We start from the raw sequence: 13,288 nt of genomic DNA, 5'->3' as shown, positions 1-13,288 counted from the left end.
CGATCGCGATCGTGGGCTTTCTTATAATTTAATTAGACAACAATGCGGTAGCGCACCATAATATCGGCGCCTGTCCGTTGAGGTCACCTACAACACGGTTACGGTTGAGGTAATATTGTTTATCGTTTTTCTTGTTGGTGACTTCAGATACTTCTTTGATATCACCAGCTTCATTGATATATTTTACCAGGGAAATCCAGGCGTTCCTGGCGGCAGGACCATATTCTTTTTCGTCCAGCCAGCCTTTCTTCACACCTACTATCAGTGCATAGGTGAACATACCGGAAGCAGAGGTTTCTGTCCAGGCATCCGGTTCATCCAGCAACTGATGCCACATGAAGTTTTTGTCCTGTGTTGCTTTCAGGCCAGCCATCATCTTTTTATAAGCATCCAGTATGCGTGGTCTGTTTGGATTGTCGATAGATAATTCGAGCAGCAATTCGGTCATACCGGCGGCTACCCAGCCATTACCTCTTCCCCAGAGGAAAGGAGCGTCCTGTGCGTGGTAGAAAAGGCCGTTCGACTGCTGCAGGCCCAGGTAGGCCACCATTTCCCTGGCAGCGTTCTCCATGTATTTTTTATTGGCAGTAGCGCGGAATGCCTGTACCTGTAACAGGGTGATAAGGTACGTATCATCTATCCACATACGGCTTTGCCAGGATAACCCCTGGTTGCTGTATTTCTGTTGTTCAGGACGGATGGTCTCGGGCTGTTCCCATTGCTGGTCGGCAAAAGGTTGTCCCAGCGCCAGGTACCTGTTCTGGTTGGTTTGCAGGTATAGTTCTATGGGTACGACGCCAAATACGCTGTGCTCCACATTGTCGGGTTTAGGCACCAGACTCTGGGATTGTGCCAGCAGCGGGTCAAAACGCCCAACCAGTTTTTCCAGCAGGGTTTTGTTACGGGTAGCTTTGGCAAATCTTAATGCCCCGTACCAGGTGCATACTTCTGGATAGGTAATACTTTCCGTAGGCGTGGAAGCTCCAAAGTTGTCGAACTGAGAGGCCGCATAGTGGTTAGCGACGTAGCTACCGATAGCAGCAGGATCTGTGCCGAGAGGCCAGTCTTTAAAAATTTTCTGCGATTTCACAGCTCCAAATGGGAGCAATATCGCTACAGCAGCAGTTATTACAGATTTCATTGCCCGTTTATTCGTCCTCATGAAAATAATTTAGAGTGCTTACATTGTACCTTTTTTGTAAACTATCGCGTAAAGTAATATATAAAAATGCGTTATGCAAGATTTCTTATGGAAATTAATAATAATTTGAGTCTGGATTTCTCCTTTTTTATCCGGTTTTAAAAGCTTAACTTAGGAAACACGGTATTCTATTCTTCACTTTTAAAGGCCTCGTTATGGGAACAGTACGTGATATACTGCAGGTTAAGGGCCATGCAGTTTACTCTGTCCATCCGGACAACACCGTTTTTGAAGCATTAAGCGTATTGGTGGAAAAAAATGTGGGAGCACTGATGGTGCTGAACGACAATGATGAGGTAGTGGGTATTTTCTCAGAACGCGACTATGCACGTAAGGTGATCGTAAAAGGCCGGGCCTCCAAAGACACCCGGATCAATGAAGTTATGACAGAAAACCCCTTCACTGTCACAGAAAAGGATTCCATCGAAGATTGCATGGTGAAAATGACGGACAAACACATCCGCCACTTACCAGTTACTGACGAACGAAACCGGTTGCTGGGTATGATCTCTATAGGCGACGTGGTAAAGCACATTATAGACGAACAACGCTTCATCATTAACAACCTCGAAGGCTACATCAAAGGTACCCGCTAATTGCCAGTCCTGCGTTGTTCTTCAGACGTTCCCGTCTGCCGTTCCCGTGCGCCTTTTACTGCGCTGTTACCAAAGTTCCAGGTTACACTGAAATTCACTCTCCGGCTTTGCCAGCGATTGTGGATATTGATATCCAGTGAGTTGTATTTGGCAGTTCCTCTGAACTGCTCTCCATAGAATATGTCGCTCACATTCAGCTTAAAGGTGGCTCTTTTGTTAAATAAGGATTTCTGTACACCTGCGCCAATGTTAAATTGGGAACGTCCCCTGAAAATCCCCCATACAAAAGGAGTATTATAATACCCGTTCAGCTCCAGCTTCCAGTTATCCGGAAGGGTAAATGTATGGGTAGACTGATAATTCATCGCTACAATAGAGCTGGCGAGGTTGATAGAGGTATCTTTAATATGAAACTTGTTATAATTAAGGTTGATATTATTTGTGATATTCCACCATTTTGTGGGGTCCAGGGGTAAAGTGACAGTAGCATAATAACCATTACTCCGTTCAAAATTCTTTTCATAACTGGTGGTTACTTTGGTCACATCGTCCTGGTCCAGGTATTCCAGTATAACATGGTTGGTTACACTGGCCCCCAGTGTGGCTATATACTTCTGTTTAAAAGTATAACTCAGCTCTGCCGTATTGGTATACTCCGGGTTCAGATAAGGATTGCCCTTGCCATAGGTATATTTATCCAGGAAATAAACAAAGGGATTGAGATTATCGTAATCCGGCCGGTTGATACGCCTGGAATAAGAGATCCCCATTTTGTGTGATTCATTAAAAGTATGATCGGCAGACATGCTGGGAAAGAAATCGAGATAACTTCTTTTTACCCTGGATTGCAAAGTAACGGATTCTCCGTCCGAATTTGTTTGCTCCATTCTCAAACCTAACTGTACATCTGTTCCTTTAAAACTCTTTTTGATAGTGGCATAAGCAGCCAGTACATTTTCTTTGTAAATAAACTGGTTACTCTGTGATAATGCCGGCTCATATTTTCCCTGTCGCAAAGAGTCGTACAACAGTACGTTATTCGTCGTTACAAAACTACCTTTTACACCTGCTTCCAGTTTTAGTGTTTTATTAAATGGCAGTACCAGGTCTGCTTTGATACTTTTTATTGTGATGTCCGTAAAAGTATTATTACGGATAGCATGAGGGTTATTATCAGCAGGATCTTCCGGATGATACATACTATCATTCAGGTGTACGTTCCTGTGGTAATGAAACTTGGCCAGGTCTGCATCCATACTGATTTCCGTTCCCATCGTATCCAGTTGTCCCTTGTAATTCAGGTTAACGGTGGTATTACGAAAGCGGTCATTGTTATTAGTATAGGTTTGTAAAGCGGAATCCAGTTTTTGACCGGCGCCTGTAATGGCTGTCCTGTTCCATAAATTACTATAAAATGCATTCCGGAAACCATTTACCAGTACACCCACCGTATGTTTCGGGGTAATAAAATAATCCAGTCCGGCTTTGAAACCGTTACTCGTAAAATTCCTTCGCGCAAATATATCAGAGGTAAAAGTCTGTGGAATATCTCCGCTTATATTTCTAATAAACTTACGGTTATTAAAGAACTTCCGGTTATTGTAATCATAGTTGCCGAACAGGTTGAATTTCTCTGTACGCCAGTTGAAATTGGTCCCGGTATTATAAATGGGATAACGTCCGGCACCGACACCGGCAGTAACAGAACCGTTGATACCTGTAACAACCCCTTTTTTAGTTTTTATATTGATGATCCCAGTGTTGCCTGCGGCATCGTATTTGGCAGAAGGACTGGTAATAATTTCTATCTGGGAAATGGTTTCCGCAGGCATGCTTTTCAGCAGGTTGGCCAGTTGTTCTCCGGACAAATACGTGAGCTTTCCGTCCAGCATAATGGTGACACCTTTCTTGCCTTTCAATAACACATTATCATCCTGATCTACCTGTACCCCGGGGGCTCTTTGTAAAATATCCAGGGCGGTACCGCCGGAAGCAGCCACACTGCTTTCCACGTTTAAGATAGTAGCTCCGTTCCGTCTTTCAATAAAAGGCTTCTGTGCAGATACGGTAACACCCTGCAGGCTTTTGGAAGCCTGTGATAATACGAGCGGGGAAAGTTTAATATTCTTATGTTCCGGGTCAACAGAAAAAGCAGGTGTAGAAGTTGTTGTATACCCCATCAGGGATGCCTGGATAAAATAACGACCATCGCTGATCTTATCAAAAGTACAGATGCCTGATGCATCGCTTAGTTCTCCTTTTACCAGGGAGGAATCTTTTATCTGTCTTAATAGTACACTGGTGTAGGGCAGTGGTTGTCCCTTACTGTCAGCAATACTAATATTTATCTTCTGCGCATAAGTGATCTCTGTACCTACAAATGCAAACAGTACGAATAAAATTATCTTCTCCATAAGCAAAACCTTCGACGGGTTAAAGAAGCAAGTTGTTGGCTACTTTAACTAAAAGACGAAGGGATGGAAAAAAGGTTGCAGAAGAATACGGAATTATTTTAGCAGTCGCTGTATCGTTACCGGGGAACGTTGTTCCAGCAGTACGGTACGGTCTTTACTCAGCTCTTCCAGTAATCCGTCTTTATTATAACGGACAGTGAGTAGTTCGAGGCCTTCGAAATAAGCGATCTTAAAGTCATCATGTAATGCTTTCATCAGCAATTCTATTTTCTCAGAGCTGTTATCTATACAGCAGGAGAAGCTGATAGCGGCATTCTGCATCAGATTGATCTTTATTTTATGCTTGTGGAACATCTCATAGATATCACTGATCCTGTCTTCTGTAATAAAAGAGAAATCCCTGGAAGTAATTGTGAGTAATACCTGGTTCTTTTTGAGAACGATAATAGGGGGGAGCTGTTTTACATCAACATCTTCCCTGATGACCGTACCCGGGAGGTCTTTATTGAGGAAGCTCTTTACATATAGTGGTATGTGCTTGAGATAGAGCGGTTTAATGGTTTTAGGATGGATTACCTGTGCGCCATAATAAGCCATTTCTATCACTTCGCTGAAACTGATCTCAGGGATATTGATAGTATTGGGGAAGAGTTTGGGATCTGCGTTTTTCAGTCCTTCCACATCTTTCCAGATGGTCTGGCTTTCGGCGTTCAGTAAATTGGCAAATACGGCGGCGGAGTAGTCACTGCCTTCACGGCCCAGGGTTACGCTTTCGTTCTGGTCCGTGCTGCCAATGAAACCCTGTGCAATAACGATGTTGGTATGTTTGAACAGGGGGAGCACTTTCTCTGTTACATTGCGCTGGGTCCAGTCCCAGTCGATATTGGCATCCCGGAAAGTATCGTCTGTGCGGAATATATCGCGTACATCCAGCCAGGTATTGGCGATGCCGGCCAAATTGAAGTAAGCGCTCATGATAGCGGTACTGAGCAGTTCACCCAGACTAACCAGTTGATCATAGTAATAATCATACTGGCGGAGCGGCTTTTCTCCCAGGGTCCATTCGGCCTCTGTAAAGAATTGCTGTAACTGTTCAAATACCGGGTTATTGCGGTTGCCCAGCAGTTTTTCTGCAACGTCCAGGTGCTGCTGTTCTATGTTATGGAGCAGTTGGGCTGCTATTTCACGTTTACGCATATAGAAGTTCTGCGCTACCTTTTCCAGTTCATTGGTGGTTTTCCCCATGGCCGATATGACGATCAGCAGTTGCTGGTCGGGATATGACTGCAGGATCGCAGCTACCAGTTGTATGCGTTCAATACTTTCTAAACTTGCACCACCAAATTTGAAAACCTTCATATGAAATAATCTTCCGTTAAAAAAATACGGGGCAAAGTAAGTTAACTTTGAATTCGTTTTAAAATTTGTTTGGAATAAAATGACAGTTCCATTAAAATAACCCGATTTCCGGTAAATTAGCTAACGGTTCCATTTGGAAAACTAATCCATTATATATGAATAATAAAAGAAGAGTAATGACGCTGGATGAATTTACTATCCAGGAGCTTAGGAATTACCCGGGGGCTACAGGCCAGTTATCAGGTTTGTTAAGGGATATCGGGCTGGCAGCCAAAAGAGTGAATGTGGAGGTGAATAAGGCCGGTATTGCCGATATTCTGGGTGAAGCCGGAAGGATCAATGTACAGGGAGAGTCCGTGAAGAAGCTGGATGAGTTTGCAAATGACCAGTTCATAGGGTCGTTGCAAGGCAGTATCTACTGTTGTGGGGTGGCTTCTGAAGAAAACGAGGACTTTATTGCTTTTGATGACGAGCATTCCCGTAATTCAAAGTACATTGTATTGCTGGACCCTCTGGATGGTTCAGGAAATATTGATGTGAATGTATCAATTGGTACCATCTTTTCCGTTTATAAGAGACTGACGGCTATCGGTAGTCCCTGCGAGCTGGAAGACTTCCTGCAGCCGGGCTATAAGCAGATAGCGGCGGGCTATATTATTTATGGATCTTCTACCATGCTGGTATATGCTACCAGGCGCAGTGTGCAGGGCTTTACCCTGGACCCGTCCATAGGGGAGTTCTGTTTATCACATCCTAACCTGAAATGCCCTGTTGAAAGTGATATTTTCTCCGTAAACATTGGTTATTACCACTTATATGAGGAAAAAGTACGCAAGGCCATCGATTATTTCCTGGCTAAGGACGAATATGGTAAGATCTACCGCCACCGTTTTGTGGGTTGTATGGTGGCAGAGGTACATCGTACGCTGATACAGGGGGGAATTTTCATGTATCCGTCTTTTGGAAAATATGCAGGGGGACGTTTACGTTTATGTTATGAGTGCAACCCAATGTCGTTTATCATGGAAAAAGCCGGTGGGGTGGCTATGGCTACAGGCCGTCAACGCCTGCTGGAGCTGAAGCCTGCCAAATTACACCAGCGTATTCCCGTCTTCCTCGGTTCCAAAAACATGATGGATGTATGGCAGCGGATAGTAAATAGTTAAACAGAAAAGTCATATAATAGGTTTTTGGTATAACTCTTGCTAAACTTGCAGTATAATGTTAGATTATTTATTATTTATTATTGAATACACTATGACACGCAAGCTTACTTTATTGGTACTAACCTGTTTTACGACTTTTCAGATAATGGCTTGTACCCGTGCTGCTGTTCCTGAAAAGGATTCTGTAGCGGCGGCTAAGGTATCCGGGCCTGTACCGGGAACTGTATCCGGGAATATGAACGACCAGATCCTGTATTACACGAACCAGTTCCGTGCATCCAAAGGATTACCACCTTTAAAAATGGAGATCAATTGCAGCTTACTGGCGGAAAAACATAGCCAGGACATGGCTGCCGGCCGGACGGGATTTGGTCATGAGGGCTTCGAAGTTCGTGCTGCTGCTATTGGCAAAGTACTGGGGGGAATGTCCGGAGCTGCTGAAAATGTAGCTTATGGTACCCTGGATGCAAAAGGAGTGGTGGATGGATGGATCAACAGCCCTGGTCACCGGAAAAACATGCTGGGGAATTTTAACCTGATCGGTATCGGGTATGCCCAGGGCAAAGGACGGATCATCTATTTTACACAGCTATTTATTAAACACTAAATATTGAAAAAGCCGGCTTTCAAAAGCCGGCTTTTTTATTTACATAAAACTTTATCCGTTTTGTGTAATTTAGTCCTATGGAAAAGAGGAAGATAATCGAAGTCAGGGACCTGGTAAAGAAATACGGAGATTTTACAGCGGTTAAAGGCATCAGCTTTGATGTATATGAAAATGAGATCTTCGGCCTGTTAGGCCCCAATGGTGCAGGGAAATCCACTACCCTGGAGATCATAGAGACATTGAGGGAGAAAACATCCGGGACAGTGATCGTTGATGGGATAGACCTCGACAAAGACCCGGAAACCATTAAGAAATTAATAGGCGTACAGTTACAGAGTTCCGGTTATTACCCGGGATTAAACCTCACAGAACTGATAGACCTCTTCTGCGGATTATATAACCAGAAAGCAGATGCCAAAGAACTGCTGGCAGTGTTTAACCTGGAAGATAAAGCCAAAGCTAAGTTCAAAGAACTTTCCGGCGGACAGAAACAACGTTTTTCCATCGCTACCACGCTCATCAACAAACCTAAGATCATATTCCTGGATGAACCCACTACCGGGCTCGATCCGCAGGCTCGCCGTAACCTCTGGGATTTAATCCAGAAGGTTCGTTCCCAGGGTACTACCGTGGTCATCACCACACATTACATGGATGAGGCCGAGTTTTTATGTGATCGTTGCGCGATAGTAGACAGCGGTAAAATCATTGCCCTGGAATCTCCGGATACACTAATAGATCAGTTAGTGGCAGGTGGCTTTGAGAGAAAGAAAGAAGTGAAGAAAGCCAATCTGGAAGATGTATTTATTCATATGACAGGAAAAGAACTCAGAGAAAACTAAGCATAATGGACGATCTTGAACAACTGAAATACCCGATAGGACGCTTCACTCCACCAGAGAATGTTTCTGCGGCACAACTGGAAAAGTACATCAACGATATCCGGTATTTACCTGCCTCGGTAGAACTGGCCGTACAGAAACTGGACCAACATCAACTGGAGACGCCTTACCGCCCCGGTGGCTGGACAATCAACCAGGTGGTACATCACCTGGCCGATAGCCATATGAACGCCTTAACGCGCTTTAAATGGGCGCTTACAGAGGATAATCCCACTATCAAACCTTACGAAGAACAGTTATGGGCGGAATTACCCGATGTAAAGAAGACGCCCATCAATGTATCCATCACTTTGTTATTTGCACTGCATACACGCTGGGTAAACCTGTTAGATAATCTGACAGAAGAACAATGGGCGCGTACATACACACATCCTGCCAATAAGACCACGCCTACACTGAAAGTAGTGGCGGCTAACTACTCCTGGCATTCCAGACATCATCTGGCACATATAGAAAATCTGATAGAAAGGAATAACTGGTAACTTAAACTGGATAATAGAATATGTCATCATTAGACTGGAAATTACTTGAATCAGAATATCTTTTCAAAGACAACTGGTTAACTGCACGTAAAGATAAATGCATCACCCCACAGGGTAAGATCGTAACACCTTATTACGTACTGGAATATAACGACTGGGTCAACTGTGTGGCTATTGCAGAGGATGGTCGTGTGATCATGGTCCGGCAATACCGTCACGGAATAGGTAAAACAATATTAGAGATTCCCGGTGGTTCAATGGATAATACAGATCCTGACCCTGAATTTGCTATGCGCCGTGAGTTACTGGAAGAAACAGGATATGCTTTCGAAAAACTGATCCCTTTAGGGGCAGTAGCGCCTAACCCGGCATCGAGTAATAACCTCACACATATGTTCCTGGCAACAGGTGGAAAGAAAGTGCAGGAGCAGCATTTAGATGATAATGAAGAGATAGAAATAGTGATGATGGAAATGGAAGATGTGGAAGAGTTATTGAAAGAGAATAAGCTGTTACAAAGTTTGCATGTAACCTGCCTGTTCTATGCGTTGCTTAAATTGAAAGAGCTACAGATATTATAATCATTCCTGGGTTTTGCAGGGTGAAGCCCTGCAAAACCCAGGAATGTTACATCACTTCCGCTACTATAAAGAAACTACCACATACCAGCACTATATCTTCTTCATGCGCATGTTGCTTCGCTGCCATGAACGCCTGTTGCACACTGCTGTAGGTATGTCCCCGTAATCCTTTGGCAGCAGCCATTTCCGCTAATATATTCTCGTCGAGTGCGCGGGGGATCTGTGCCTTACAGAAATAATAAGTTGCAGCAGGAGGGAAGATCGATAACACTTTATCTACCTCTTTATCTTTTACAAAGCCGGTTACAATATGTAAGTGCCGGTATACCATATGCCGCAGTTGTTCTACAATTTCTGTAATACCTGCTTCATTATGTCCTACATCTAAAATAGTTAAAGGATGTTTGTCGATCACTTCCCAGCGTCCGCGTAATCCCGTTAGTTTTTTAACGTGAGATAATGCTTCTTCCACATCAGCATCCGGCAATTTCCAATCCTGCTGTTGCAGTATTTTTACCGCACTTAATACGCCCATAATATTCTTCACCTGGTACTGTCCGCTGAGATCTAAGGAAAGGCGTCTCATATAGCCGCCTTTGTGAGGAAGAATACCCAATTGCAAATGACCGGCAGATAATTCATTTTCCTGTATGACCCATTCCTGGTCTGCGAAGTGGATAGGTGCATTTAACGAAGCGGCTTTATCAATAAAAACGGATTCGATTTCAGTTTGGGTTTCTGATATTACTACAGGAATCCCTGCTTTAATGATCCCTGCTTTTTCTGATGCGATTTCAGGTAAAGTATTACCCAGTATATTCATGTGATCATAACTGATATTAGTGATCACAGAGAGTTCGGGAGTGATGATGTTAGTGCTGTCCAGACGCCCGCCCAGTCCTACTTCTATGATAGCGATATCTACCTGTTCCAGCGCAAAATACTGGAATGCCATTGCTACGGTAAGTTCGAAAAAGGAAGGGTCCAGCTCTTCTATGGAAGGCTGCATCTGTTCTACGAATTCCGTTACAAAAGTAGTGGGTATCATCTCTCCGTTTATCCTTATCCGTTCCCGGAAATCTTTGAGATGAGGAGAGGTGTAAAGTCCTGTTTTATAACCGGCCTGCCGGAAGACAGCTGCCAGCATATGACTGGTAGAACCTTTACCGTTAGTACCGGCAACATGTATTGATTTGAACTTATGCTGGGGATTGCCCAGTTGTTCACAGAGTTCTATGGTATTATGCAGGTCCTTTCTGAAAGCAGTTGCGCCCACCCGGGTAAACATGGGAAGACGCTCGTATAGATAGTCCAGAGTTTGTTGGTAGTCCATATACATTGAATGCAGGACAAATATAGGTAGAAAAGAGAAAGGGAGAAAAGGCATTACCCTTTCTCCCTTTACTATTAATATTTTGTAGTTGTTTAGAACTGTGCAGCAGGGCATCCCAGTTTGGTCTGACCAAAGCGGATAGGTACAATGCGCAGGGCAATGAATCCATCCATACGGTTCTTGTTCTTCTGGAACAGGTTGGACAACATGGTAGAAGAACCGATTACCAGGGGACCGGCACGGAAGCCTACCCCTGCATCAAACTGGCCATGAGCATTAATTTCCAGTGGCAGATAAGCCCCGAAATGCTGACCATCGATACGCGGCGTTACCTGTAACTGTGTCATCGCGTATGTTTTGCTGGGGTCAGATTTACCTGAAGTAAGGGCCATCACACCTTTCGCATTCACGAAGATGCGGCCATCCACGTTATAATCCAGCATTACATTCAATGCAGCCGGAGTGTTCATGGTGAACTTGTCTTTAGAAGCAATAGGAGTGAAGTACTGACTGATACGGCGGTAATACTGTTGCCAGCCTTCGCCTTTCTTTATTCCAATATTTGAAGGATCAATGCCGGTAGTACGGAGATCAAGATCTTTACTGTTTGGGTTTTTCTTATAGGTAATACCTCCCAGGTCGGTGATGGAAACGCCTAAACGCATTCTGTAATCGTCGGCTTCAGGATTCCACTGGTCATCATCGTATCCCTGTAAACCATCTACTTCGTCGCGCCATTCGTATACTATACCCAGGTCCATCCCAAAGCCCAGGTTCCCGAACATCTTGTAGTTGCTGAGGGTAGGCTTTTCCCAGTCGTTCAAACCCTGACTGTAACCCATTTTCATTGTACCACGGGTGATATCTGCAGAGTGGGCGGCGTTCATCACAAAAGAAGCACCTTCTACCTGTGCATAACCGGCAGCGATACCCGAGAGCAGTTTAAGGGTAACGCCCCCTTTCAGACGGTGTTCGCCGTCATCCTTGATCACAGAGGCATAGGTAAAGCCAAACTCGTTCCACCAGTGAAAGCTGCCATTGGCCAGTTCCATATCATAATTCTGACCAATCAGTTGTTTGTTGGGGAAGTCCAGCCCGAAGAAGTTAGCAACATCTGTCTTTACATTCCCTACATTACCCATTGCACGTATCCGCCATGTGAAGGCAACAGATTGATTTTCATCTATTGAGTATAATACGGAAGGCATCATTACATCCATATTACCCCAGCCAAACTGTTTCTTGCCGGGATTAGCAGCAGAATCCAGGAAATAATTCACATTGCGTTTCATCGCCCCTGTTGAATCAGGAGGATGTAAGATGATGGAACGGGGAAAGCGTGCATATGTATTACCAACAGATGCGTCCAGGCCGCCAATATTGACATCCCATTTATAATGGGTGGCTGCGGCTGATGCCGGATTGGACGGAACACCGTGAATACCAGCGTAGTGGCTACCGGCATATCCTCCAAAGGACAACTGTGCCTGCACCTTATGAGGCTGCAGTAAAGAAATGGTAATAATACATAGGAAGCCTGCGGCTCTTGAAAGCATTACTCTAAAAGGCATAACTCTAATTAGTTGGCAATTCGGTTTCTCCCCCCTATAACGCAAAAAGATGCCATATATTGGCAAGCGCTACAAAAGAATAACAAGTGCAAATATATTCAAATATATTATTTACTTTAAAATAATATATAATAGATGAGATTTATCTTATTGGGAATGACCTGGAAATTAGAAGCTTACTGCACTTTAAAATAGAATCTTATCAGTGCGAACTGTACTTCGGGGGCATCGCTGTTTACATTGTATTTCAGTTCTCTGGCTGCTTTTTTGGCGATTTCTATGAGACGGGGATTATTAAGGGTAGATCCTTTTAAAGAATGTGTCGCTTCAATTACATTTCCCTGTCTGTCAACTTTAATATTGACAGCAATATAACCGGATTCATCTCCGTCATATGTGAGGGAAGGACGACTTAACAGGGAGCGTCCGTTCAGACGGAAATCAGACTTACCACCTCCTAATCCGCTGCCTGTATAACCGCTGGCGTTAGGGTCCCCATTGATGGAACCACGGTCGCCGGGTTTGCCGGTATTACCTTCACCTGTAGAAGTATTGGAACCATTTGCACTGTTACCACTGGCACTGCTGTTGGAAGTACCACCTGTGAAAACCGCTTTGGGTTTAGGTGCGGGAGGGACCGGAGCAGGAGGCGCTTCAGTTGGTTTCTTTGGTGTTTTGGCCGGTTTAGGCTCTATCGTTTTAGGAAATTCTTTAGGTTCCACTACTGGTTTTGTGGGCTTGGTAACTTCAGGTGCGTCTTCTTCATCCTGTGTGGCAATATCCTGCTGGGGAGCATTCGTATTGGCAACAACAGGCTCCGCCTGTGGCGTGGAAGCCGTAGCAGCGCCGCTGCTGGGCGGATTCGGGTTCATCGGTTGTTCATCACCCATGCCTTCATCCGAAGTACCTAAATTCACCTCCATTCCCAGGTCCTGGTTTGGTAATGGTGGCGGTGCAGAGAAGCCTACAAGGAACAGCACTACTAACACTAAAGCATGTACGGCAATAGTCACCCCCAAGGCTTTGATCTGTTTATCTGTATTGTTCTCTTTTTTCTGCATACATCAAAATTAAGA

Annotated in this window: 12 protein-coding genes; 6 read left to right on the top strand and 6 right to left on the bottom strand. The window is 44.3% G+C overall.

What is annotated here, in order from left to right:
• Positions 1-28: 28 nt before the first annotated feature.
• Positions 29-1,162 (bottom strand): glycoside hydrolase family 88/105 protein, encoded by a 1,134-nt coding sequence (locus GO495_RS24790; protein ID WP_240915323.1) that lies wholly within the window; start codon positions 1,160-1,162, stop codon positions 29-31.
• A 194-nt stretch (positions 1,163-1,356) separates the two neighbouring features.
• Between GO495_RS24790 and GO495_RS24785 the strand changes: the two genes are divergently transcribed.
• Positions 1,357-1,797, top strand: coding sequence for a CBS domain-containing protein (locus GO495_RS24785; protein WP_157302645.1), 441 nt, complete (start codon positions 1,357-1,359; stop codon positions 1,795-1,797).
• Here the strand turns inward: GO495_RS24785 and GO495_RS24780 are convergent.
• Together GO495_RS24780 and GO495_RS24775 are read right to left on the bottom strand one after the other, a co-directional pair.
• Positions 1,794-4,211 carry an outer membrane beta-barrel protein gene (locus tag GO495_RS24780; protein WP_157302644.1) on the bottom strand — a complete coding sequence of 806 codons (2,418 nt, stop codon included), beginning with the start codon at positions 4,209-4,211 and terminating at the stop codon, positions 1,794-1,796. The genes GO495_RS24785 and GO495_RS24780 overlap by 4 nt on opposite strands.
• Positions 4,212-4,304: 93 nt before the next feature.
• Entirely contained in the window at positions 4,305-5,570 is a 1,266-nt protein-coding gene (locus GO495_RS24775; RefSeq protein WP_157302643.1) for an aspartate kinase, read from the bottom strand.
• Between the two features lie 155 nt (positions 5,571-5,725).
• Between GO495_RS24775 and fbp the strand changes: the two genes are divergently transcribed.
• From fbp to GO495_RS24750, 5 genes are all read left to right on the top strand, one after another.
• Positions 5,726-6,736 (top strand): class 1 fructose-bisphosphatase, encoded by a 1,011-nt coding sequence (gene fbp / locus GO495_RS24770; protein ID WP_157302642.1) that lies wholly within the window; start codon positions 5,726-5,728, stop codon positions 6,734-6,736.
• A gap of 91 nt (positions 6,737-6,827) precedes the next feature.
• A complete protein-coding gene (locus GO495_RS24765; RefSeq protein WP_157302641.1) occupies positions 6,828-7,343 on the top strand; it encodes a CAP domain-containing protein in 516 nt (171 codons plus the stop codon).
• Between the two features lie 77 nt (positions 7,344-7,420).
• Entirely contained in the window at positions 7,421-8,185 is a 765-nt protein-coding gene (locus GO495_RS24760; protein WP_157302640.1) for an ABC transporter ATP-binding protein, read from the top strand.
• A gap of 5 nt (positions 8,186-8,190) precedes the next feature.
• Positions 8,191-8,727: a YfiT family bacillithiol transferase gene (locus GO495_RS24755; RefSeq protein ID WP_157302639.1), complete on the top strand. Its 537-nt coding sequence runs from the start codon at positions 8,191-8,193 to the stop codon at positions 8,725-8,727.
• A 20-nt stretch (positions 8,728-8,747) separates the two neighbouring features.
• Positions 8,748-9,308, top strand: coding sequence for an NUDIX hydrolase (locus GO495_RS24750; protein WP_157302638.1), 561 nt, complete (start codon positions 8,748-8,750; stop codon positions 9,306-9,308).
• Positions 9,309-9,354: 46 nt separating this feature from the next.
• Here the strand turns inward: GO495_RS24750 and GO495_RS24745 are convergent, their stop codons facing one another.
• The 3 genes from GO495_RS24745 to GO495_RS24735 form a co-directional block, all read right to left on the bottom strand.
• Positions 9,355-10,641, bottom strand: a complete 1,287-nt coding sequence (locus tag GO495_RS24745; protein WP_157302637.1) for a bifunctional folylpolyglutamate synthase/dihydrofolate synthase — start codon at positions 10,639-10,641, stop codon at positions 9,355-9,357.
• 92 nt (positions 10,642-10,733) lie between these two features.
• The gene (locus GO495_RS24740) at positions 10,734-12,212 is read right to left on the bottom strand and encodes a DUF5723 family protein (protein WP_157302636.1); all 1,479 of its coding nucleotides are present in this window, start codon (positions 12,210-12,212) and stop codon (positions 10,734-10,736) included.
• A 176-nt stretch (positions 12,213-12,388) separates the two neighbouring features.
• Positions 12,389-13,273, bottom strand: a complete 885-nt coding sequence (locus tag GO495_RS24735) for a hypothetical protein (protein WP_157302635.1) — start codon at positions 13,271-13,273, stop codon at positions 12,389-12,391.
• Between the last annotated feature and the right edge of the window lie 15 nt (positions 13,274-13,288).

It is taken from the genome of Chitinophaga oryziterrae (assembly GCF_009758125.1).
Taxonomy (GTDB): domain Bacteria; phylum Bacteroidota; class Bacteroidia; order Chitinophagales; family Chitinophagaceae; genus Chitinophaga; species Chitinophaga oryziterrae.
Note: the sequence above shows the minus strand (reverse complement) of the source record. Positions and strands in the feature narration are given on the sequence as shown.

Excerpts from the sequence above, each read along its gene's own strand:
- GO495_RS24755 (WP_157302639.1), top strand. The coding sequence starts at position 8,191 with ATGGACGATCTTGAACAACTGAAATACCCGATAGGACGCTTCACTCCA.
- GO495_RS24775 (WP_157302643.1), bottom strand. The coding sequence starts at position 5,570 with ATGAAGGTTTTCAAATTTGGTGGTGCAAGTTTAGAAAGTATTGAACGC.
- GO495_RS24760 (WP_157302640.1), top strand. The coding sequence starts at position 7,421 with ATGGAAAAGAGGAAGATAATCGAAGTCAGGGACCTGGTAAAGAAATAC.
- GO495_RS24745 (WP_157302637.1), bottom strand. The coding sequence starts at position 10,641 with ATGGACTACCAACAAACTCTGGACTATCTATACGAGCGTCTTCCCATG.
- GO495_RS24780 (WP_157302644.1), bottom strand. The coding sequence starts at position 4,211 with ATGGAGAAGATAATTTTATTCGTACTGTTTGCATTTGTAGGTACAGAG.
- fbp (WP_157302642.1), top strand. The coding sequence starts at position 5,726 with ATGAATAATAAAAGAAGAGTAATGACGCTGGATGAATTTACTATCCAG.
- GO495_RS24785 (WP_157302645.1), top strand. The coding sequence starts at position 1,357 with ATGGGAACAGTACGTGATATACTGCAGGTTAAGGGCCATGCAGTTTAC.
- GO495_RS24735 (WP_157302635.1), bottom strand. The coding sequence starts at position 13,273 with ATGCAGAAAAAAGAGAACAATACAGATAAACAGATCAAAGCCTTGGGG.
- GO495_RS24740 (WP_157302636.1), bottom strand. The coding sequence starts at position 12,212 with ATGCCTTTTAGAGTAATGCTTTCAAGAGCCGCAGGCTTCCTATGTATT.
- GO495_RS24765 (WP_157302641.1), top strand. The coding sequence starts at position 6,828 with ATGACACGCAAGCTTACTTTATTGGTACTAACCTGTTTTACGACTTTT.
- GO495_RS24750 (WP_157302638.1), top strand. The coding sequence starts at position 8,748 with ATGTCATCATTAGACTGGAAATTACTTGAATCAGAATATCTTTTCAAA.
- GO495_RS24790 (WP_240915323.1), bottom strand. The coding sequence starts at position 1,162 with ATGAGGACGAATAAACGGGCAATGAAATCTGTAATAACTGCTGCTGTA.